The 21296-nt window shown below is 67.4% G+C and carries 21 protein-coding genes; 19 read left to right on the top strand and 2 right to left on the bottom strand.

Annotated features, from left to right (window positions below; translation table 11 throughout):
- Positions 1–26: 26 nt before the first annotated feature.
- From LGM56_RS28045 to LGM56_RS28020, 6 genes are all read left to right on the top strand, one after another.
- The gene (locus LGM56_RS28045; RefSeq protein ID WP_226207318.1) at positions 27–350 is read left to right on the top strand and encodes a MoaF-related domain-containing protein; all 324 of its coding nucleotides are present in this window, start codon (positions 27–29) and stop codon (positions 348–350) included.
- 13 nt (positions 351–363) lie between these two features.
- Positions 364–1323: a TIGR03571 family LLM class oxidoreductase gene (locus tag LGM56_RS28040; protein WP_226207317.1), complete on the top strand. Its 960-nt coding sequence runs from the start codon at positions 364–366 to the stop codon at positions 1321–1323.
- Positions 1324–1456: 133 nt separating this feature from the next.
- Entirely contained in the window at positions 1457–2263 is an 807-nt protein-coding gene (dkgB, locus tag LGM56_RS28035; RefSeq protein WP_226207316.1) for a 2,5-didehydrogluconate reductase DkgB, read from the top strand.
- A 72-nt stretch (positions 2264–2335) separates the two neighbouring features.
- Entirely contained in the window at positions 2336–3451 is a 1116-nt protein-coding gene (locus LGM56_RS28030; protein ID WP_226207315.1) for an alkene reductase, read from the top strand.
- Between the two features lie 22 nt (positions 3452–3473).
- Positions 3474–4478: an aldo/keto reductase gene (locus LGM56_RS28025; protein WP_226207314.1), complete on the top strand. Its 1005-nt coding sequence runs from the start codon at positions 3474–3476 to the stop codon at positions 4476–4478.
- Between the two features lie 177 nt (positions 4479–4655).
- On the top strand, positions 4656–5192 hold the full coding sequence (locus LGM56_RS28020) for a DUF3455 domain-containing protein (protein ID WP_226207313.1): 537 nt from the start codon (positions 4656–4658) through the stop codon (positions 5190–5192).
- Positions 5193–5312: 120 nt separating this feature from the next.
- Here LGM56_RS28020 and LGM56_RS28015 read toward each other — a convergent pair whose 3' ends face one another.
- Positions 5313–5978, bottom strand: coding sequence for an O-methyltransferase (locus LGM56_RS28015; RefSeq protein ID WP_226207312.1), 666 nt, complete (start codon positions 5976–5978; stop codon positions 5313–5315).
- A gap of 48 nt (positions 5979–6026) precedes the next feature.
- Here LGM56_RS28015 and LGM56_RS28010 point away from each other — a divergent pair, with 48 nt between their 5' ends.
- From LGM56_RS28010 to LGM56_RS27985, 6 genes are all read left to right on the top strand, one after another.
- Positions 6027–6704, top strand: coding sequence for a TetR family transcriptional regulator (locus LGM56_RS28010; RefSeq protein WP_226207311.1), 678 nt, complete (start codon positions 6027–6029; stop codon positions 6702–6704).
- 528 nt (positions 6705–7232) lie between these two features.
- Positions 7233–8621, top strand: a complete 1389-nt coding sequence (locus LGM56_RS28005) for an NCS2 family permease (RefSeq protein WP_226207310.1) — start codon at positions 7233–7235, stop codon at positions 8619–8621.
- A 213-nt stretch (positions 8622–8834) separates the two neighbouring features.
- On the top strand, positions 8835–9428 hold the full coding sequence (locus LGM56_RS28000; protein WP_226207309.1) for a hypothetical protein: 594 nt from the start codon (positions 8835–8837) through the stop codon (positions 9426–9428).
- A gap of 214 nt (positions 9429–9642) precedes the next feature.
- Positions 9643–10563, top strand: coding sequence for a LysR family transcriptional regulator (locus tag LGM56_RS27995; protein WP_179254853.1), 921 nt, complete (start codon positions 9643–9645; stop codon positions 10561–10563).
- Positions 10564–10789: 226 nt separating this feature from the next.
- The gene (locus tag LGM56_RS27990; protein WP_089428931.1) at positions 10790–11572 is read left to right on the top strand and encodes an ABC transporter substrate-binding protein; all 783 of its coding nucleotides are present in this window, start codon (positions 10790–10792) and stop codon (positions 11570–11572) included.
- Between the two features lie 225 nt (positions 11573–11797).
- On the top strand, positions 11798–12913 hold the full coding sequence (locus LGM56_RS27985; protein WP_089496086.1) for a succinylglutamate desuccinylase/aspartoacylase family protein: 1116 nt from the start codon (positions 11798–11800) through the stop codon (positions 12911–12913).
- A gap of 133 nt (positions 12914–13046) precedes the next feature.
- On the opposite strand, the gene LGM56_RS27980 is transcribed toward LGM56_RS27985, so the two are convergent.
- The gene (locus LGM56_RS27980) at positions 13047–13853 is read right to left on the bottom strand and encodes a MetQ/NlpA family ABC transporter substrate-binding protein (protein ID WP_175238760.1); all 807 of its coding nucleotides are present in this window, start codon (positions 13851–13853) and stop codon (positions 13047–13049) included.
- A gap of 308 nt (positions 13854–14161) precedes the next feature.
- Between LGM56_RS27980 and LGM56_RS27975 the strand changes: the two genes are divergently transcribed.
- From LGM56_RS27975 to LGM56_RS27945, 7 genes are all read left to right on the top strand, one after another.
- On the top strand, positions 14162–15319 hold the full coding sequence (locus tag LGM56_RS27975) for a porin (RefSeq protein ID WP_089428929.1): 1158 nt from the start codon (positions 14162–14164) through the stop codon (positions 15317–15319).
- A gap of 212 nt (positions 15320–15531) precedes the next feature.
- Positions 15532–15792 carry a DUF2866 domain-containing protein gene (locus LGM56_RS27970; protein WP_011353838.1) on the top strand — a complete coding sequence of 87 codons (261 nt, stop codon included), beginning with the start codon at positions 15532–15534 and terminating at the stop codon, positions 15790–15792.
- A 124-nt stretch (positions 15793–15916) separates the two neighbouring features.
- Entirely contained in the window at positions 15917–16300 is a 384-nt protein-coding gene (locus LGM56_RS27965) for a DUF6232 family protein (RefSeq protein WP_226207308.1), read from the top strand.
- Between the two features lie 199 nt (positions 16301–16499).
- Positions 16500–16727, top strand: a complete 228-nt coding sequence (locus tag LGM56_RS27960) for a hypothetical protein (RefSeq protein ID WP_021156479.1) — start codon at positions 16500–16502, stop codon at positions 16725–16727.
- Positions 16728–16966: 239 nt separating this feature from the next.
- Entirely contained in the window at positions 16967–19234 is a 2268-nt protein-coding gene (locus LGM56_RS27955; RefSeq protein ID WP_226207307.1) for a TonB-dependent hemoglobin/transferrin/lactoferrin family receptor, read from the top strand.
- A gap of 49 nt (positions 19235–19283) precedes the next feature.
- Positions 19284–20375 (top strand): hemin-degrading factor, encoded by a 1092-nt coding sequence (locus tag LGM56_RS27950; RefSeq protein ID WP_089496082.1) that lies wholly within the window; start codon positions 19284–19286, stop codon positions 20373–20375.
- Positions 20372–21289, top strand: a complete 918-nt coding sequence (locus LGM56_RS27945; protein WP_226207306.1) for a heme/hemin ABC transporter substrate-binding protein — start codon at positions 20372–20374, stop codon at positions 21287–21289. The genes LGM56_RS27950 and LGM56_RS27945 overlap by 4 nt, the downstream gene beginning before the upstream one ends.
- Positions 21290–21296: the final 7 nt, after the last annotated feature.

Here is a 21296-nt window from a genome sequence, read left to right as displayed (position 1 = left end):
TCACTTTCTTGCAGGAGTGTGCACAAATGAACGCATCGCCCCCACGCCCGCCGTTCGCCGGCAAGACGTTCGAAGTGCGCTACGACGGCCTCACCGCGCTCAACGCGTACGACGACGACGGCCGCCACATGCGCTACGAGATCACCGAAGGCCCGTACGCGGGTGCGAAAGGCGAAGTCGCCTACACGTGGCTGCACATCGCCGGCGATACCTACGCGATCTCGTGGCAGGAAGCCGACCGCGCGACGGTCGTACATCTCGACGACTTCGCCGCCGGCACGTCGCGGTCTTTCTTCACCGCGTCGTCGCTCGATTTCTATCGGCTCGAAGGCAGCCTGCGCGCGATCTGAACGGAGCCCGACCATGTCCCCTTCCCTCACCGCACTCGACAAACTCGCCGACAGTGGCTTCAGCATCGGCATCGAACTGCCGCTCGACAACGACTGGTCGCCGGCCGGCAACGCGAAGCGCCAGCACGACCGTCGCTACCCCGGCGTCCCCGACCTCGCGCGCCACGCGACGCTCGCGCAACGGGCCGACACGCTCGGCTTCCGCGCGCTCTGGGTGCGCGACGTGCCGGTGTACGACCCCGCGTTCGGCGACGCCGCGCAGGTATTCGAAACCTTCTCGTATCTCGGCTACCTCGCCGGCATCACGAACGACATCCTGCTCGGCACGGCGGCCGTCGTGCTGCCGCTGCGCGAGCCGCTGCTCACGCTGAAATCGGCCGCGTCGATCCAGGAACTGAGCGGCGGCCGTCTGCTGCTCGGCGTCGCCAGCGGCGACCGGCCGGTCGAGTATCCGCTGTTCGGCCGCGACTTCGCATCGCGCGGCGCGAATTTCCGCGACCAGATCGCGCTGCTGCGCGCCGGCGCGCGCGGGCATCTGCCGCCCGGTCTCGACGTGCTGCCCGCCGCCCGTGCGCCGCTGCCGCTGCTCGTCGCGGGTCTCGCGCAGCAAACGCCCGCGTGGATCGGCGAACACATGGACGGCTGCCTCGCGTATCCCGGCACGCCGGAGGACCACCGGCAGCGCGCCGCGAACTGGCGCGCGGTGGCCGGCGACAAGCCGTACGTGAGCTTCCTCCACCTCGACCTCGCGGAAGATCCGCACGCGCCGCTGCAGCGTCACCGCTTCGGCGCCCGCGCGGGGCGTCTCGCGCTCATCGGGGAACTCGCGGCCATGCGCGACGCGGGCGTGCGGCACATCGGCCTGCATTTCCGCCGCAACCTGCGTCCGCTCGACGAGGCGATGGCCGAGATCGCGGCAGAGGTGCTGCCGGTGTTCCACGCGGATGAAAACGCACGGACGCGCGCTGCATGACACCGCCCCGAGCCGCTCCCGATACTTGATTCCAGATCAAATATTTTTGACCTGCAACGGCGTTTATCTCACCAATCCGAAACGCCAGAATGACTTCCATAGTGAACCCGTTCCACTCTCCCAGGAGCACCTGATGAGCAAGATTCCCGCATTCGGCCTCGGTACGTTCCGCCTGCAAGGCCAGACGGTCATCGACTCGGTCCGCAACGGCCTCGAAGTCGGCTACCGCGCGATCGACACCGCGCAGATCTACGGCAACGAAGCCGAAGTCGGCGAAGCGATCGCCGCGTCGGGCGTGCATCGCGACGAGCTGTTCCTCACGACCAAGATCTGTGTCGACCACTACGCGCCGGACAAGCTCGTGCCGAGCCTCGAGGAAAGCCTGCGCAAGCTGCGCACCGACCACGTCGACCTGACGCTGATCCACTGGCCGGCCCCCGACAACGGCGTCGCACTCGACACGTTCATGACCGCGCTCGCCGATGCGAAGGTGCAGGGCCTCACGCGCCGGATCGGGATCTCGAACTTCAACATCGCCCTGACGAAGGGAGCGATCGCGGCCGTCGGCAAGGACGCGATCGCGACGAACCAGATCGAGCTGAGCCCGTACCTGCAGAACCGCAAGCTCGTCGAATTCCTGAACGCCGAAGGCATCCACGTGACGTCGTACATGACGCTCGCATACGGCAAGGTGCTCGGCGATCCGGTGATCGGCGCGATCGCGCAGCGTCACGACGCGACGCCCGCCCAGGTCGCGCTCGCGTGGGCGTTGCAGCTCGGCTACTCGGTGATCCCGTCGTCGACGAAGCGCGAGAACCTCGCGAGCAATCTGCTCGCGCAGACGCTGCGCCTGACCGACGAAGACATGGCGCGGATCGCCGCGCTCGAACGCAACGGCCGCGAAGTCGACCCGGCCGGCCTCGCGCCGAAGTGGGACTGAACGCGCCGCCCGCCACTCACCCTTTGATTCGCCGTGGCCCGCCGGGCGCGGCACCGACAGGACATCAGCACCATGACCCAGGACCCGCTTTTCCAACCGCTGCGACTCGGCGCGCTGACGCTGCCGAACCGCATCGTGATGCCGCCGATGACGCGCTCGCGCGCCAGCCAGCCCGGCGACGAAGCCAACGAACTGATGGCCGCGTATTACGCACAGCGCGCAAGCGCGGGCCTGATCGTCAGCGAAGGCACCTATATCGCGCCGCTCGGCAAGGGCTACGCGTGGACGCCCGGCATTCACACGCCGTCGCAGGTCGCCGGCTGGCGCAAGGTGACGGACGCCGTGCATGCCGCGCACGGCCGGATCTTCGCGCAGCTGTGGCACGTCGGCCGGCTGAGCCACACGAGCCTGCTCGGTGGCCGGCAGCCGGTGTCGTCGTCGCCGCTCCAGGCGAAAGGCGTGAACGTGTTCATCGCCGGTGAAGACGGCAGCACGCCGGGCTTCGTGCAGGCGTCCGAGCCGCGCGCGCTGACGATCGACGAAATCGGCGAGATCGTCGATCAATACCGCGCCGCCGCGCGCCACGCGATCGAGGCCGGCTTCGACGGTGTCGAGCTGCACGGCGCGAACGGCTATCTCGTGAACCAGTTCATCGACTCGAATGCCAACACGCGCACCGACGCGTACGGCGGTTCGCTCGAAAACCGGCTGCGCTTCCTGCGCGACGTCACGCAGGCGCTGATCGACGGCACGGGCGACGCGTCGCGCGTCGGCATCCGCCTCGCGCCGCTGACGACGCTGAACGGCTGCGTCGACGCCGATCCGGAAACGACCTACCTCGCCGCTGCAACGCTGCTCGGCGAACTCGGCGTCGGCTACCTGCACATCGCGGAAGCCGACTGGGACGACGCGCCGTTGATGCCGGTCGAATTCAAGCGGCAACTGCGCGCCGCGTTCCCGGGCGTGCTGATCTATGCCGGCGCGTACACCGCCGAGCGCGCCCGCGAAGCGATCGCCGCCGGCTGGGCCGACCTCGTCGCATTCGGCCGCCCGTTCGTCGCGAACCCCGACCTGCCCGAGCGGCTGCGCACCGGTGCCGCGCTCACACCGCACGACCGCAATACGCTGTTCGGCGGCGGCGAGCGCGGGCTGACCGACTATCCGACGCTGGCCCAGGCCGCGGCCTGAATCGGCCTACCCGAGACTGCTCATGAGAATCACGCTCCCTTCCCGCCTGGGTTTCGGCACCGCGCCGCTGGGCAACATGTACCGCGACATCCCGCACGAAGAAGCGCTGGCCACGGTCGACGCAGCGTGGGAAAGCGGTATCCGCTACTTCGACGCCGCACCGCTGTATGGCGCCGGCCTCGCCGAGCTGCGCCTCGGCGAAGCGCTCGCGGGCCGCCCGCGCGACGCGTATTCGCTCGGCACCAAGGTCGGCCGGCTCGTCCTCGACGAACACGAGGACGCATCGCAACGCGATCTCGGCGAAAAAGGCGGCCTGTTCCGCCACGGGCTGCCGAACCGGATCGTCTACGACTACACCGAAGACGGCACGCTGCGCTCGATCGACGCGAGCCTGAAGCGGCTGCGCACCGACCGGCTCGACACCGTGTGGATTCACGACCCGGCCGTCGACTTTCACGGCGACGCGTGGCGCGACGTGTTCGACGTCGCGATGTCGGGCGCGGCCCGGGCGCTCACGCGGCTGCGCGACGAGAAGGTGATCCAGGGCTGGGGCCTCGGCGTGAACCGCGTCGAGCCGTGCGAACGCGCGCTCGAACGCGCGGACCCCGACGGCTTCCTGCTCGCCGGCCGCTACACGCTGCTCGACCATGCCGGCGCGCTCGAACGGCTGATGCCGGAAAGCGCCGCGCGCGGGCTCGGGATCATCGTCGGCGGCCCATACAACTCGGGCGTGCTGGCGGGCGGCACCCATTACGAGTATCAGCCGGCCACGCAGGCCATGCTCGACCGCGTCGCGCGCATCCGCCGGATCTGCGAACGATTCGGCGTCGATGTCCGCGCGGTGGCGCTGCAATTCTCGCTCGCGCACCCGGCCGTGGCGGCCGCGATTCCCGGCGCAAGCCGGCCCGATCGCATCGCCGACAACCTGCGTCTCGCGGCGATGTCGATCCCGGCCGAACTGTGGGATGTGCTGAAGGCCGAACGCCTGATTGCCGCGCAGGCACCGACGCCGGTTGGCTCGGATTGAGGTTGAATCGCGCAGGCGCGGCCGCGTCACCCTACGGCCGCGCATCCGGGGCCGCACGCAATCGCAACGGCTATCGGCACGATTGCCATTTGCGCATTGCAGCCGGTGCAATTGGCGTCTAGCGTTTACGGGTTCGTCGACGAATACCCGTCACCCGCCCTGAAAGGATGCCTCGCCATGCGAAGCCGCTTCCCGAAACGCCCCATGCTGCCGGCCGCCGCGGCCTGCGTTGCACTCGCCTTCTGCGCGTCGTCCGCCCGCGCCGACGACGCCGCCGGCCTCGCGCCGCCCCAGCCGGCCACGCCCGTGCTGTCGACGACCGCGGCTGGCCTACAGGTCTACACGTGCGACTACGATGCCGGACACAAGCTCGCGTGGGTGTTCCAGCACCCGGAAGCGATGCTGTTCGACGCGAGCGGCACGCTCGTCGTCCGGCACGGCACGGGGCCGTCATGGGAAGCGCTCGACGGTAGCCGCATCACCGGCAAGAAACTCGCGGAAGCGCCGAGCGCACGCCCGGGCAGCATTCCGCAACTCCTGCTCGCCGCGACGCCGGCCGCAACGGACGCGAAGGCCGCGGCCGGCACGCTCGCCGGCGTGCGCTTCGTGCAGCGGCTCGATACCGCGGGCGGCATGCCGCCGGATGCAGCGTGTTCGACCGAGCATGCGGTCGGCCGCTTTCCGTACTTCGCGCGCTACGTGTTCCTGAAATAACGCGCGACGGCGCCCGACGCGCCGGGCGCCGCTGCGGTATTGTCCGACTTTCTCATCACATTGATCAGTTATCCTATTCTTGACGGTCGGATGCCTGCCGTCGTTCAGCGTCCGTGAAGCTCAGCCGATCCGCATCGACAACTCGACATCGCCGCCGAACGACACCGACAGATAGCCGTTCTCCGGCGAGCGCACGTAAGCGAGATAGTCGGGGCTGAAATCGGCATTGTCGGCAACGACGAACGCGCCGGGCCGCAACCGCTGCTCGACGAGTGCGAGCACCTCCGGATACAGCGCCTTCGCACCGTCGAGCAGCAGCAGGTCGACCGAATCCGGCAGATCGGCGGCCAGCGTACGCAGCGCATCGCCCTCGCGAATCTCGACGAGATCGGCCAGCCCGGCTGCCGCCAGGTTCGCCCGCGCCCGCACGACCTTCGACGGCTCGAATTCGCTGGTGATCAGCCGGCCGCCGCCGTTGTCGCGCAGCGCAGCCGCGAGATGTAGCGTCGAAATGCCGAACGACGTGCCGAATTCGACGATCGACCGCGCGCCGCCGCTGCGCGCGAGCATGTACAGCAGCGTGCCGGTCTCGCGCGACACCGCGAGCGGATAGTCCTTCAGGCGCGCATACAAGTCGGTGTAGTCGGTCTTGCTGCGCATCAGCCGCGCTTGCTCGTCGCGCGACAGGCTGGCGAAGTCCGGGCTCGTCGCGGGCGACGAGGCGTCGGCTTCGTCGAACAGGCGTGCCAGCAGCGAGGCCAGCGGGTCGAGCGTCAGGGTGGTCATGCGTATCTCCGGGTTCAGGTTGAGTGCGTCGGTGCACCTGGTTAGAATATGACGAACTATTCAGGTTTTACTATTCGCATTGGCCAGCCACGCATGACCGACCGCCCGAACGCCCGGATTGCCACGCGCAAGCAGCCTCGGCAGGCTCGCTCGACCCAGCTCGTCGAGGCCGTCCTCCAGGCCGCTGTTCAGGTTTTGGCGAGCGAAGGCGCGCAGCGCTTCACGATGGCGCGCGTCGCCGAGCGCGCCGGCGTGAGCGTCGGCTCGCTGTACCAGTACTTCCCGAACAAGGCGGCCGTGCTGTTCCGGCTGCAGCATGAAGAGTGGCGGCAGACGGCCGAGATGCTGCGCGGGATGCTGGAGGACGCGAACCGGACACCGCCCGAGCGGCTGCGCACGGCCGTTCGCGCGTTCATCCGTTCGGAATGCGACGAGGCGCGGATGCGCATCGCGCTCGACGACGCCGCGCCGCTCTATCGCGACGCGCCCGAGGCACACGAAGCGAAGGCGGCCGGCAACCGCATCTTCCAGGCGTTCATGCGCGAGGCGCTGCCCGATGCACCGGACGCCACGCGCGAACTGGCCTGCGACCTGATCATCACCACGCTCACCGCGGCCGGCAAGGCGTTTTCGGAAAGCGAGCGCTCGCCCGATGAAATCGACGCGTATGCGAACGCGATGGCCGACATGTTCCGCGCCTACCTCAACCATCTCGCGCACAATTGAGGCCGAGGCGACGACGAAAACCGCCCCTGCGCGACGGCGCCATCGTCCGAATGCAGGTTGCGCGCGGCGGCGCGTCCCGTCACCGCCCCTGCTTCCACTGGCCTGCCCGGCCATCATGAAAGACATTTGTAATTTCCGATGCATCCCCCGCTTCCCCTTTGCCCGTCGACCCTGCATTCAAATAATCGCCTTAACGGATTCGAACTAGGCGTATACACGTGGGTCGACACGACGGAGCCCCGTTGCACGCCGATATAAGCGCTGAGACATGCGCTGCATGCTCTTCCCCCAATGGGACGTGATGGGCGGTTCGCCTAACCTTCGCTACGGCAAAGCACACGTGACGGGGTCGACACCACAACGCGTCGCACGACGCGACACCCACGCGATCGTTTCGATTCGCACGGAACGACACGGATCACGCGTCATTCGTCCCCACGACGTTGCCGACAATCCCAACTAGATACGAGACACCCTGACGACGGTTCGCTACGGGCCGTTTCAGCATGCTGATAAAGGAGCAAGCTCATGAGTGATACCCCGGTGCAGCCGACGGTCGGCGTCGGCGCGGAAGAAACTGACTTTGGCACCAAGGGAGTCATCGACCGGTACTTCGACATTTCGTCGCGCGGCAGCACGCAGCGCCGCGAGATCATTGCCGGCGTCACGACCTTCCTCGCGATGGTCTATTCCGTGTTCGTCGTGCCCGGCATGTTCGGCAAGGCCGGCTTCGACACGAGCGCCGTGTTCGTCGCGGTCTGCCTCACGACCGCGTTCGGTTCGCTGCTGATGGGCCTGTGGGCAAAGCTGCCGATCGCGATCGGCTGCGCGATCTCGCTGACCGCGTTCACCGCGTTCGGCCTCGTGCTCGGCAAGGGGCTGTCGCCGACGGTCGCGCTCGGCGCCGTGTTCCTGATGGGCCTCGTGTTCACCGGCATCTCGGTGACCGGCGTGCGTTCGTGGATCCTGCGCAACCTGCCCGCGGGCGTCGCGCACGGCACCGGGATCGGCATCGGCCTGTTCCTGCTGCTGATCGCATCGAACGACGTCGGCCTCGTGATCAAGAACCCGGGCGCCGGCCTGCCGGTCTCGCTCGGCCAGATCACCGCGTTCCCGGTCATCATGTCGATCATCGGCCTCGCCGCGATCTTCGGCCTCGAGAAGCGTCGCGTGCCGGGCGGCATCCTGCTCGTCGTGATCGCGATCTCGATCTTCGGCCTGATCTTCGATCCGGCCGTGAAGTACCACGGCATCTTCGCGCTGCCGTCGCTGAGCGCACCGGGTCATGCGTCGCTGATCGGCGCGATGGACATCAAGGGCGCGCTGTCGATGGCCGTGCTGCCGAGCGTGCTGGCGCTGGTGATGACCGCCGTGTTCGACGCGACCGGCACGATCCGCGCGGTCGCGGGCCAGGCCGGCCAGCTCGACGAGAACGGCCGCATCATCAATGGCGGCCGTGCGCTGACCGCCGATTCGCTCAGCTCGATCTTCTCCGGCTTCCTCGGCGGTGCGCCGGCGGCAGCCTACATCGAGTCGAGCGTCGGCGTGGCCGCCGGCGCGAAGACGGGCCTCGCGGCCGCCGTGGTCGGCCTGCTGTTCCTCGTCGTGATGTTCTTCTCGCCGCTCGCGGGCCTCGTGCCGTCGTACGCCACCGCACCGGCGCTGATGTACGTCGGCCTGCTGATGCTCGGCAGCGTGAGCAAGCTGCACATGGACGACATGGTCGACGCGATGTCGGGCCTCGTGTGCGCGGTGTTCATCGTGCTGACCGCGAACATCGTGACGGGCATCATGCTCGGCTTCTCGACGCTCGTGATCGGCCGCATCGCCAGCGGCGAATTCCGCAAGCTCAACGTCGGCACCGTGCTCATCGCGGCCGTGCTCGTCACGTTCTATCTCGGCGGCTGGGCGATCTGACCGCGAATCGTGCGCGACGTCGCCGGCAGAAGGACGGCGCGCATCGGGACGACATCGTCTCCTCCACCATCATCGTTGATGGTCTCCGAGCCTGGGAACGCAAGTTTCCAGGCTTTTTTTGTTGATGGGGCGCAGTGCGGCGCGCATCGCGGAAACGGTGCGGCGCGAATCCGCCCCCGGTGCTACGATCGGGCTTTGCCTTTGGGGGCCCCCATGAACGCGCTCGGCATCGTTTCCGAATCGAGCACCCGGACGCTGGCGCACAAGCCGCCGTTCATCCCGTCGTTCGGCTTCCACGAAGTGCACGAATCGAAGCCGATCGATGCCGCGCCGGCGCGCATCATCGACACGGTCGCCACGCTCGACATGCGCACGGATCCGATCGTCGACGCGCTGCTCAACGTCCGCGAATTCCCGGCAGCCGTTGCCGCATCGCTGCGCTCCGGCGCCACACGCGTCGAACGAGAACGCTTCGGCCTCCATGCGTTCACGCCGCTGCATCGCGACGAAACGTCGCTGTCGCTCGGCCTCGTCGGCCGCTTCTGGCGCCCGGATCTCGGCGTACTGAGGATCGCCGACGCGGCGGCGTTCGTGCGGCACGACGATCCGCGCGATGCGAAGCTGGTGCTCCGCTTCGAAGTCGTCGGGCTCGCGTCGGGTGCGCACCTGCTGCGCACCGAAACCTTCGTGCATTGCCCGACCGCCCGCACGCGGCTGCTGTTCATGCCGTACTGGCTCGCGATCCGGATGGCGAGCGGCTGGATTCGGCGCCGGACGCTGACGGCGGTGGAGATGGCGCTCGCGTAGTGCCTGTCTTTGTCACTGGTAGGCTCCGGCCTGCACTTCAAAACGGCTTGATCACGACCATCCCGGCGACGAACGCCGTCGCGCCCACGACCGCGCCCGCCGCCTGCCCGAGCCAGGGCGGCGTCAACCCATGCGCACGCAACCGTCAGGATTGCCATCAAATTCCGCTGCAAACCATCGCCCGCCGCAGCATCGCGCCAACCGGACCCGATCGATGACCCGCATCCGCAACCCCCTGAACCTCGCGCAGCTCCAGGCGTTCGTCTCCGCCGCGCATCACAAGAGCCTGCGCGCCGCCGCGCGCGAACTCGGCGTCACGCAGCCCGCGGTCACGCACACGATCCGCGAGCTCGAGACGGCGCTCAACGCGGAACTGCTCGCGCGCAGCGTACGCGGCGTCGAGCTGACCGCGTGCGGCCACGCGCTGCTGCCGCGCGCCGAGCAGCTGCTCGGCGATATCCGCCGCACGGTCGAGGCCGTCGAGCAGGTGAAAGGCGAGATGTCGGGGCGCGTGGCGGTCGGCACGATGCCGTCGATCGCGCTGACCGCGCTGCCGCACGCGGTGACGGCGTTCCGCCAGTCGATGCCGAACGTGAGCCTGCATCTCGAGGAAGTGACGGTGCCCGATGCGCTCGCGCAGTTGCGCAACGGCACGCTCGATATCGCTGCGATGCACCACGTGCCCGCGCTCGACCGCGATTTCACGCAATTGCCGCTGCTGTCGACCGAATTCACCGTCGTGATGCGCGAAGGCCACCCGCTTGCGCATGCACGCCGGTTAGAGGCATTGCTCGATGCCGAGTGGATCGTCACCGTCGGCGCCGAGCAGTTTCCGCACAGTGTGATGGTCGGGATGTTCGAGGCGCACGGGCTGCCGCTGCCCAAACGTTTGCTGCGCTCGCCGATGTCGTTCGCGGTGACGCTCGGGCTCGTCGCGCGCTCGGACGTGATTGGCTGCTTCACGCGCCCGCTCGCCGCGATGGTCGCGCCGCTGGGCATCCGCACGGCCGAACTCGACGAAGCCATGCCGCGCTTCGACCTGTCGATCATCGCGCGGCGCGACCTGCTGCCCACGCCCGCCGTCACGCAATTCGTCACGTGCCTGCAGCGCGCGGTCAACGAAACGCTCGGCTGAATCGTTCCTGTGTCTGAAACGGCGGCGCCCCTCATGCGCCGCCGCCGGGCCCGGTATCGGGGCTTGTCCTAGGCGCCCTGCCGGTATTTTGTCTTGATAATCTTCCGCACGTCGCGCGCCCGCATCGGGTGGGCGAAACGGACAGCCTGTCGCGAAGCCGCGCCGGGCCGAAGGCTTACGGCGCGGCACAACCGCGCACCCATCGAACAAAACGAGGAGTCACCGAGTGAAAAAGATTCTTGCGGCTGTGACCGTAGCCCTGCTCGCCGTATCGGCAGGCACCGCGTATGCGAAGGACTGGACGACCGTGCGGTTCGGCGTCGACGCAAGCTACCCGCCTTTCGAATCGAAAGGCGCCGACGGCAAGGTTGTGGGTTTCGACGTCGACCTCGGCAACGAAATCTGCCGCCGCATGAACGCGAAGTGCGTGTGGATCGAAAACGACTTCGACGGGATGATTCCGGCGCTGAAGGCCCGCAAGTTCGACGGTGTGCTGTCGTCGATGTCGATGACGCCGGCGCGTCAGGAACAGATCGCCTTCTCGGCGAAGCTGTTCAACACGCCGACGCGCCTCGTCACGAAGAAGGGCACCGGCCTGATGCCGACGGCCGAATCGCTGAAGGGCAAGTCGGTCGGCGTCGAGCAGGGCACGATCCAGGAAACCTATGCGAAGACGTACTGGGCCTCGAAGGGCGTGAACGTCGTGCCTTACCAGAACCAGGACCAGGTCTACGCCGACCTGATCTCGGGCCGTCTGGACGGCGCGCTGCAGGACGCGGTGCAAGCTGAAATCGGCTTCCTGAAGACGCCGCGCGGCGCGAACTTCGATTTCGCCGGCAAGGACATCGACGATCCGAAGACGCTCGGCAACGGCGCCGGCATCGGCCTGCGCAAGGAAGACACCGACCTGAAGGCGAAGATCGACGGCGCGATCGCCGGCATGCGCAAGGACGGCACGTACGACAAGATCGCGAAGAAGTACTTCGATTTCGACGTCTACGGCAAGTAATCCGCCCGGCAAGCGTACGCTTCGCCTCGGCACGAACGGGCTCCGCAAGGAGCCCGTTTTTTTGCGCGGGCCGTGCCGGCAGCGTTATTTTTTCCGCCCCAACCTGATGATTCTCAAAGGGAAACGGCGTGTTCTGGCGCCGGTTTGATGGCGGCGAGGAAGGCAACGTACAATCGATCTTCCACGCACACCGGATCATTCGCGGCTGCGCCGCACTCCCCCATCATGCAAACGCAGACCCATCCGCTGATTTCCCCCGCCGTCGGTACCGAACGCCAGATCACGAGCTTTCACTACGGCCCGCGCGGCGGCAAGAAGGTCTATATCCAGTCTTCGCTGCACGCGGACGAACTGCCCGGCATGCTGGTCGCCACGCTGCTGCGCCGCAAGATCGCCGCGCTCGAGACGGCCGGCAAGCTGCGCGGCGAAGTCGTCATCGTGCCCGTGCCGAACCCGATCGGCCTGTCGCAACACGTGTTCGGCGATCACCTCGGCCGCTTCGAGCTCGGCTCGATGCAGAACTTCAACCGCAATTTCTACGATCTCGCGGCGCTCGTGCTGCCGCGCGTCGAACACCGCCTGACCCACGACGCGCAGCACAACCTCGTCGCCGTGCGCGCCGCCATGCGCGAAGCGCTCGACGAGCAGAAGCCGCGCACCGAGCTCGACTCGCAGCGCCTCGCGCTGCAGAAGCTGTCGTTCGACGCCGATATCGTGCTCGACCTGCACTGCGACAGCGATGCGGTGATGCACCTCTACACGAATCCCGATCTGTGGCCGGACGTCGAGCCGCTGTCGCGCTACCTCGACGCGCAGGCGTCGCTGCTCGCGCTGAATTCGGTCGGCAACCCGTTCGACGAGATCCACAGCTTCTGCTGGTCGGATCTGCGCAGCCGCTTCGGCGACCGCTTCCCGATCCCGAACGGCGCGATTTCCGTCACGATCGAGCTGCGCAGCGAGCGCGACGTGTCGTACGAGTTCGCCGAAAAGGACGCACAGGCGATCGTCGAATACCTGACCGAGCGTGGGGTCGTCGACGGCACGCCGGCGCCGCTGCCGCCGCTCGCGCATCCGGCCACGCCGCTCGCGGGCACCGATCCGCTCGTCGCGCCGGTGTCGGGCGTGATCGTGTTCCGCACGCCGGTCGGCGTGATGATCGAGGCCGGCCAGGCCGTGGCCGACATCGTCGATCCGCTGACCGATCGCGTCGTCACGCTGAAGAGCAGCGTGTCGGGCGTGCTGTACGCGCGCCAGATCGTGCGCTTCGCCACGGCCGGCATGGAAGTCGCGCGGATTGCCGGCGCGACCGCGATCCGCACGGGTTCGCTGCTGTCGGCCTGAGCGGCCGGTGTGCGCGCCGGAGCACGGCGCGCACGTATCGCGCATACCCGCCCGCACCAACGAAATCGCCCGCTTGCGCGGGCGATTGGCTTTCCGGATCGTCGATCTTCGGCCATCCGGTACGTGAAAACGTTCAGAACGCCGGGATGATCGCGCCGCCGAACTTCTGGTCGATGAACTTGCGCACGTCGTCCGATTCATAGGCCGCGACGAGCTTCTTCACCCACGGCTTGTCCTTGTCCTGCGCGCGCACCGCGATCAGGTTCGCGTACGGCCCGCGCAGATCCTCGATCGCGATCGCATCCTTCACCGGCGTGAGCCCGGCCTTCACCGCATAGTCGGTGTTGATCGACGCGGCATCGACGTCAGGCAGCGCCCGCGGCAGCTGCGCGGAATCGAGCTCGACGATCTTGATCTTCTTCGGGTTCTCGGCGATGTCGAGCGGCGTCGCATTCACGCCGTTCGCGCCGACGCCCGGCTTCAGCTTGATCACCCCGTACTTCTGCAGCAGCAACAGCGCGCGGTTGCCGTTCGACGGATCGTTCTGGATCCCGACCTTCGCGCCCACCGGCAAGTCCTTCAGCGACTTGATCTTCTTCGAGTAGAAACCCATCGGCGCCGTGTACGTGAGCCCGACGTTGACGATCTTGTAGCCGCGCTGCTTGATCTGGCTGTCGAGGAACGGCTGGTGCTGGAAGCCGTTCGCGTCCAGATCGCCGGAATCGAGCGCCGCGTTCGGCTGCACGTAGTCGTTGAATTCGATGACCTTGATCGCGAGACCTTCGCGCGCGGCGACCTTCGTCACCTCGGTCCAGATCTGTGCGTCGGGGCCGCTCATCGTGCCGATTTTCAGCGTTTGCGGGTCGGCGTGCGCGCCGGGCGCCGCGAATGCCAGCGCGGCGGCGAGTGCGCCGAGGCCGGTCAGGAATGAACGTCGCATGGTGTCCTCTTGTCCCGTGTCGTTTGTTGGAACACGGATCGTGGCATGGGGCCGGAACGCCGCCAACCAAGCTTATTTCATGTACATATTCCTGATTTCGGACGAATCTCAGTCTGAATCGGTATAACCACCGACTATACAACCGGGCAGAATTCGGTGTCGCATCGACGCCACACATTCTTCATATGACAGTCGCTGTCATATTCATTACGTGGCCCCTCGATAAAGTTGCCGCCGGTCCGTGAAAGCGCCCATAGAGAGCGCCGGAACCGCAACTGGACACGCCATTTATTCGCTCGGAGAACCCTTTGAACAAGAAACTGTTGACCATCGCCGCTCTGGCAGCAACGGCCGGCACGGCGCACGCACAAAGCAGCGTGACCCTGTACGGCGTCATCGATGCCGGTATCAGCTACGTGAACCACAGCAAGACCGCCAACGGCGGTACGGGCAAGCTGTTCAAGTACGACGACGGCGTTGCCCAGGGCAGCCGTTGGGGCCTGCGCGGCACCGAAGACCTCGGTGGTGGCCTGAAGGCGATCTTCGTGCTCGAAAACGGCTTCAACAGCGGTAACGGCACGATCGGCCAGGGTGGCGCGATCTTCGGCCGCCAGGCTTACGTCGGCCTGAGCCAGTCGCAATACGGCACGGTCACGTTCGGCCGCCAGTACTCGTTCTCGACCGACATCCTCGGCTCGAACTACTCGACGGGCGGCAACACGGTCGCGGGTAACTACGCGTACCACGTGAACGACCTCGACCAGCTCACGTCGAGCCGCATCAACAACGCCGTGAAGTTCCAGAGCGCGAACTACTCGGGCTTCACGTTCGGCGCGTTGTACGGCTTCTCGAACTCGACGGACTTCGCAGGCGCACCGGCGACGACGACGGGCACGACGACGACGGCTGGCTCGTCGCGCGCATACAGCTTCGGCCTGAACTACGCGAACGGCCCGTTCTCGCTGGGCGCAGCGTACACGGACATCCGCTTCCCGAGCCAGTCGACGCCGGCTTTCTCGACGACGATCGCGAATATCGCAACGGGCAACGTCCGCGACCTGCGTACGTACGGCGTCGGTGGCCGCTACGTCTGGGGCCCGGCAACGGCATGGCTGCTGTGGACGCGTACGCAGTTCTCGACCGTGTCGGGCGCGGGCGGCACGTTCTACAACGCGTATGAAGCAGGCGCGAAGTACGCCTTCACGCCGGCGCTGTCGGGCGGCCTCGGCTACACGTACACGAACGCCACGCAGAGCGGCAACTCGTGGCACTGGAACCAGGTCAACGGTATCGCCGACTACGCACTCAGCAAGCGTACGGACGTGTACGGCCTGGTCGTGTACCAGCAGGCGTCGGGCAAGGGCGTGCAAGCGCAGATCGGCTCGAGCACGAGCTACTTCAATACGTCGGGCACGGGTTCGAAGAACCAGATCGCCGCACGTATCGGTATCCGTCACAAGTTCTAAAGCATCCGCTTAACACGCGGATCACGACGGCAAGAAGCGCCCCGCTCCACGCGGGGCGCTTTTTTATGGGCTTTTAAGTTTCGCTTAATTCTGGGCTGAGAGGATGCTCTCACCCCCCCTGTTGGCCGCCTGAACATCGGCGGCTTTTTTTTTGAACCGCCGACGGCGCCGCCATCGATTGCCCACAAGACAAGACAGGATCGGAGGCCATGATGATCGAAGATACCGTTTTCAGCCATCTGCACGCGATTCTGACGTGCCAACACTCGATGCCGGTCCAGAGCTGCCGCGTATCGGTCGAAATGCAGCGCCCGTGGGGCCGGCCGTATCGCCTCGTCGAATGGACGATGCATCTCGACGCGCCCGCGCGGCGCCAGATCGTGCCGGCCGAATCGACCGACGAAGAGATCGCCGAGGTCGTCGCCTCGCACGTGCCGGGCCGGCTTTACGGCGACGGCCGCCTGCAGTTCTGAACGCCTACCCGCTCCATCCGCTTGCCCGGTTTCACCCGCGCCGCACCCATCGTGCGGCAGTCGGTCTCGTTTGATGCCGCAACGAAACCTGCTACGCTGCGCGTTTTCGTCCACGCAACACACGATGGAAAACGCATTCAACGAACGTGGCGTGATGATCACGCGCAACGGCCTGTCGGCCGCCGGGCAGGTATTCGCACTCCGTGACATCCGCCAGGTCGATGTCGTCAAGATTCCGAAGAACCGCCTCGTGCCGTCGCTGATCTCGCTGATCGGCGCGGCCGTCGCCGTCGCAGGCGGCATCGCCGGATCGAGCGCCGCGCTCGTCGTCGGCGTGATGCTCGCCGTCGTCGGCTATCTCGCCTGGGCCACGCAGGACGTCACGTATCGCCTGATGGTGGAGATGCCCGACGGCAAGCGCGAAGCGCTGTCGAGCGTCGACGTCGAGTTCGTCGAACGCGTCGCGCAGGTCGTGCGCGATGCGCAGGCGGCGAAAGCGGCCGGCTGATTCCGTTCGCTTCCCTGTACGCTTCGATTGCGGTGCTTCGGGCACGCGTGGCGCGTTTCGCGCCGCGCAACGGCAGCGTCGATTACCGCGTCGAATCGCATTCCGCCGCCTCGTCGCCAACACCGCGCCTGCGCTGCGACCGCCGACCGCCTAGTATGGAAAGAGCGGCTCGCCGCCGCATCGTCCGATGGAGGCCAGCATGAACGTCCAGACGCTGTCCGGCACGCTTCGCGCGCAGGAACTGCTGATCGTGTCGATGATCCGCGCGCTTCCCCCTGACGCACGCCGAGCGCTCGTCGACCTCTACACCGAACAGATCGCGTTCGCCGAGCAGGCCGGCCTCGAAGGCCACGGCGATCGCGCGACGCATGACGCGTTCATCACGCATGCGCGCAACCTGCTGATCCGCATCGAAGCGCTGGCCTAGCCAGCGCCCGCGTTTTTCCCGAATTTCCCGCCGCGGCTCACCCGAGCCGCACAGGTAAGCGCTCACCCACGCGAGCCGCTTTCCTTTCTTGTATTGATAATAATTCTCATTTACACTGGCAAAATTATCAGTTGCCTTTCAATTCGCCGCTCGCCGCCTTCCGTGCGCGGGCGGGCCAGCCAGGTGAACGCGTCACCCAGCCAGCCTTCGGGCTTGTCATCATCAATGGGAGACCACCTGTGCATTGCTATACGCTGGCGCGGCGGCCGATCTGTGCCGCGCTGTTCGGCGCGTTCGGCCTGTCCGCCGCCACGGCTCACGCCGATTCGACGCCGCAAGGCGCCCACCCGCCTGCCGCCCTCCTCGTCGCCGCGTCCACGCGCGGCGATGCGGCGCTGCTCGATCCCGTCACCGTCACGGCCAACCGCACCGCCACGGCCGCGAGCCGCACGGCGGCGTCCGTGTCGGTGATCACCGACGAGGATCTGGAAGAACAGCAGGCCACCAACATCAAGGACGCGCTGCGCTACGAGCCGGGCGTCACCGTGCGCCGCACCGCGTACCGGCCCGGCAGCGCCGCGCTCGGCGGCGGCCGCGACGGCGATTCGAGCATCAACATCCGCGGCCTCGAAGGCAATCGCGTGCTGCTGATGGAAGACGGCATCCGCCTGCCGAACGCGTTTTCGTTCGGCCCGCTCGAAGCGGGGCGCGGCGACTACGCCGATCTCGACACGCTCAAGCGCATCGAGATCCTGCGCGGGCCGGCTTCGGCGCTGTACGGCAGCGACGGTCTGACCGGCGCGGTGAACTTCATCACGAAGGATCCGCGCGACCTGCTGTCGATCTACAACAAACCCTATTACTTCTCGTTCCGGCCGAGCTACGACTCGGCCGACCGCAGCGTCGGTGCGACCGTGTCGGCCGCGGGCGGCAACGATCGCGTGCAGGGGATGATCATCGCCGACGGCCGGCGCGGCCACGAGGTCGACACGCGCGGCAGCAACAACTCGGCGAGCACGCTGCGCACCACGTCGAACCCGCAGGACGTCTATTCGGAATCGCTGCTCGGCAAGCTCGTGCTGACGCCCACCACGCGCGACACGATCAAGTTCACCGCCGAAACGGTGCAGCGGCGCGTGAGCACCGACGTGCTGTCGGCGATCAGCCCGCCGACCACGCTCGGCCTCACGACCTACGACCGGCTCGAGCGCAACCGCTTCAGCGTCGACTACGATTTCCGCGATGACGCGTTCCGCTGGTTCCAGACCGCGCACGTGCAGTTCTACTACCAGGACGCGAAGCAGGACCAGTACGCGTTCGAGACGCGCGGCCGGGCGGCTTCGCGTTCGCGCGACAACCAGTACAAGGAGCGCACGTTCGGCGGCTCCGCGTTCGCCGAAAGCGGCTTCGCGACCGGCCCGTTCGCGCACAAGCTGCTTTACGGCGTCGACGGCAGCGTGTCGCGCGTGACCAACCTGCGCGACGGCACGGTGCCGGGCGTCGGCGAGGCGTTCCCGAACAAGGCGTTCCCCGACACCGACTACACGTTGTTCGGCGCGTTCGTGCAGGACCAGATCGGCTACGGCCGGCTGCTCGTCACGCCGGGCCTGCGCTTCGACACGTACCGGCTGAGCCCGACCGAGAACGATCCGTTGTTCACGGGCAAGGCCGTGTCGACGAGCGCGAACGAACTGTCGCCGCGCGTCGCCGTGCTCTACGAGATCACGCCCGCGGTCATCCCGTACGTGCAGTACGCGCACGGCTTCCGCGCGCCGACGCCCGACCAGGTGAACAGCAGCTTCTCGAACCCGGTGTACGGCTATACGTCGATCGGCAATCCGAACCTGAAGCCCGAGACGAGCGATACCTTCGAAGCCGGCTTGCGCGGCAAGGCCGGCACCGGCTACGGCGTCGTGCGCTACAGCGCCGCCGCGTTCACGGGCCGCTACCGCAACTTCATCTCGCGCACGACGATCGCCGGCAGCGGCCGGCCAGCCGACCCGTTCGTGTTCCAGTACGTGAACTTCGCCGACGCGCGCATTCACGGCCTCGAAGGCCGCGCCGAATGGGTGATGCCGAACGGCATCACGCTGAAGACGGCGATGGCGTTCACGAAGGGCTCGACGCAGAACGACGGCGCGGCCAGCCAGCCGCTGAACACCGTCAACCCGTTCTCGGCCGTGTTCGGCGTGCGCTACGAGCCGTCCGAGCGCTGGTACGTGCAGACCGACCTGCTGTTTCAGGCCGCGAAACGCGACAAGGACATCGACAAGTCCGACTGCTCGAACAAGGCGTGCTTCTCGCCGCCGTCGTCGTTCGTCGTCGACCTGCGCGGCGGTTATCGCTTCAACAAGCACGTGAGCGCGACGATCGGCATCCGCAACCTGTTCGACCGCAAGTACTGGAACTGGTCGGACGTGCGCGGCATCGCCGCCGATTCGCAGGTGCTCGACGCCTATACGTCGTCCGGTCGCACGGTCGCCGTCAGCATGAAAGTGGATTTCTGATGCGCGCCGCCCGCGCTGCCACCCCAACCGTTACTTGAAGGAGTCCGACATGATGCAATCCGCCCTTCCCGGTCAACCGGCCACGCCGGCCCGCGCAGCCGCCGCGCTGCGCGACGCGTTCATCCAGCTCAAGACCGAGCGCCAGCTGCGCAACCGCGACGTCGCGCAGGCGCTCGGCGTCAGCGAAGGCGAGGCGCTCGCCGCGTTCGTCGGCGAGCACGTCGTGCGGCTCGACGCGCGCTTTCCGGCGATGTTCGAGGAAATGCCGCGCCTCGGCCGCGTGATGGCGCTCACGCGCAACGACACGGCCGTCCACGAAAAGGATGGCGAATACGCGCAGATGAGCCACGACGGTCCCGTCGGCCTCGCGCTCGGCGATATCGACTTGCGCATCTTCTATCGTCATTGGGTATCGGCATTCGCGGTGCGCGACGAGACCGCGCACGGCCCGCTGAAGAGCCTGCAGTTCTTCGACGCGCAGGGTCATGCGATCCACAAGGTCTACCTGCGCGCGCACAGCGACCACGCCGCGTACGACGCGTTCGTCGAGCGCTGGCGTGCGCCGTCGCAAGAGCCGGGCCTCGAGGTTGCGCCCGCCGCGCCGAAAACGCCCGAGCGCGCCGACACCGAGATCGACGTCGCGGGCTTCCGCGCCGCGTGGGACGCGATGACCGACACACACCAGTTCTTCGGCATCACGCAGCGCTTCGGCGTGAGCCGCATGCAGGCGCTGCGGCTCGCCGATCCGCAATACGCGTATCCGGTCGAAACCACGCATGCGCTGCGCCACGTGCTCCAGCAGGCCGCTCGGAGCGGCCAGCCGATCATGGTGTTCGTCGGCAACGCGGGGATGATCCAGATCCATACCGGCCCCGTCGCGAACGTGCGCGAGGTCGGCGCGTGGATCAACGTGCTCGACCCGGGCTTCAACCTGCACGTGCGCGAAGACCTGATCGCCGCCGCGTGGGTCGTGAAGAAGCCGACGAGCGACGGCATCGTCACGTCGCTCGAACTGTTCGACCGGCAGGGCGACCACGTCGCGCTGCTGTTCGGCGAGCGCAAGCCCGGCAAGGTCGAACGCGACGACTGGCGTGCGCTCGTCGCGACGCTGCCGGCCGCGGCACGCGGAGGCGCGCGGTGAGCGCGCGACCGTTCGATCCGCGCCGCCGCGCGGTGCTGGCGAGCGCGGCGGCCGGCGCGCTCGCGGGCGCGCTGCCCGGCAGCGTGCTCGCCCAGGGTGCGCAGGCCGCGCCGAAACGCGTGGTCGTGATCGGCGGTGCGCTCGCGGAAACCGCGTTCGCGCTCGGCGGCGCGGAAACGCCGCGCTACCGGCTCGTCGGCGCCGACACGACCTGCACGTACCCCGACGCCGCGAAGCGGCTGCCGAAAGTCGGCTACCAGCGCGCGCTGTCGGCCGAGGGGCTGCTGTCGCTGCGGCCCGATCTCGTGCTCGCATCGGCCGAAGCCGGCCCGCCCACCGCGATCGCGCAAGTCAAGCACGCCGGCGTTGCCGTCACGACGTTCGATGAACGTCACGACGTCGAATCGGTGCGCGCGAAGATCACCGGCGTCGCGCAGGCGCTCGACGTGCGCGACGCGGGCACCGCGCTGCTGCAACGTTTCGACCGCGACTGGCAGGCCGCGCGCGAGGCGGTCGCCGCCCGTGCGCCCGGCGGCGCGCAGCCGCCGCGCGTGCTGTTCGTGCTGAACCATACCGGCAACCAGGCGCTCGTCGCCGGCCAGCGCACGGCCGCCGACGCGATGATCCGCTACGCGGGCGCGCGCAACGCGATGCAGGGCTTCGATCACTACAAGCCGCTGACGACCGAGGCGCTGGCCGCCGCCGCGCCCGACGTCGTGCTGATCTCCGACGAAGGGCTCGCGGCCGTCGGCGGCCGCGCCGCGCTGCTCGCGACGCCCGGCTTCGGCGCGACGCCGGCCGGCCGCGCGCAGCGCGTGGTGGCGCTCGACGCGCTGTTCCTGCTCGGCTTCGGCCCGCGCCTGCCGCTCGCCGTCACGACCCTGCACCGACGCCTGTCGGATGCGCTCGCCTGATTCCGGA

This window comes from Burkholderia sp. AU38729 (assembly GCF_020419725.1).
In the GTDB taxonomy this organism is placed as follows: Bacteria; Pseudomonadota; Gammaproteobacteria; order Burkholderiales; family Burkholderiaceae; genus Burkholderia.
This window is presented reverse-complemented; position numbering and strand designations above follow the sequence as displayed.

Excerpts from the sequence above, each read along its gene's own strand:
- LGM56_RS27950 (WP_089496082.1), top strand. The coding sequence starts at position 19,284 with ATGATGCAATCCGCCCTTCCCGGTCAACCGGCCACGCCGGCCCGCGCA.
- LGM56_RS28000 (WP_226207309.1), top strand. The coding sequence starts at position 8,835 with ATGAACGCGCTCGGCATCGTTTCCGAATCGAGCACCCGGACGCTGGCG.
- LGM56_RS27970 (WP_011353838.1), top strand. The coding sequence starts at position 15,532 with ATGATCGAAGATACCGTTTTCAGCCATCTGCACGCGATTCTGACGTGC.
- LGM56_RS28045 (WP_226207318.1), top strand. The coding sequence starts at position 27 with ATGAACGCATCGCCCCCACGCCCGCCGTTCGCCGGCAAGACGTTCGAA.
- LGM56_RS28025 (WP_226207314.1), top strand. The coding sequence starts at position 3,474 with ATGAGAATCACGCTCCCTTCCCGCCTGGGTTTCGGCACCGCGCCGCTG.
- LGM56_RS28020 (WP_226207313.1), top strand. The coding sequence starts at position 4,656 with ATGCGAAGCCGCTTCCCGAAACGCCCCATGCTGCCGGCCGCCGCGGCC.
- LGM56_RS27985 (WP_089496086.1), top strand. The coding sequence starts at position 11,798 with ATGCAAACGCAGACCCATCCGCTGATTTCCCCCGCCGTCGGTACCGAA.
- LGM56_RS28015 (WP_226207312.1), bottom strand. The coding sequence starts at position 5,978 with ATGACCACCCTGACGCTCGACCCGCTGGCCTCGCTGCTGGCACGCCTG.
- LGM56_RS28030 (WP_226207315.1), top strand. The coding sequence starts at position 2,336 with ATGACCCAGGACCCGCTTTTCCAACCGCTGCGACTCGGCGCGCTGACG.
- LGM56_RS27965 (WP_226207308.1), top strand. The coding sequence starts at position 15,917 with ATGGAAAACGCATTCAACGAACGTGGCGTGATGATCACGCGCAACGGC.
- LGM56_RS27980 (WP_175238760.1), bottom strand. The coding sequence starts at position 13,853 with ATGCGACGTTCATTCCTGACCGGCCTCGGCGCACTCGCCGCCGCGCTG.
- LGM56_RS27960 (WP_021156479.1), top strand. The coding sequence starts at position 16,500 with ATGAACGTCCAGACGCTGTCCGGCACGCTTCGCGCGCAGGAACTGCTG.
- LGM56_RS28040 (WP_226207317.1), top strand. The coding sequence starts at position 364 with ATGTCCCCTTCCCTCACCGCACTCGACAAACTCGCCGACAGTGGCTTC.
- LGM56_RS28010 (WP_226207311.1), top strand. The coding sequence starts at position 6,027 with ATGACGAACTATTCAGGTTTTACTATTCGCATTGGCCAGCCACGCATG.
- dkgB (WP_226207316.1), top strand. The coding sequence starts at position 1,457 with ATGAGCAAGATTCCCGCATTCGGCCTCGGTACGTTCCGCCTGCAAGGC.
- LGM56_RS28005 (WP_226207310.1), top strand. The coding sequence starts at position 7,233 with ATGAGTGATACCCCGGTGCAGCCGACGGTCGGCGTCGGCGCGGAAGAA.
- LGM56_RS27995 (WP_179254853.1), top strand. The coding sequence starts at position 9,643 with ATGACCCGCATCCGCAACCCCCTGAACCTCGCGCAGCTCCAGGCGTTC.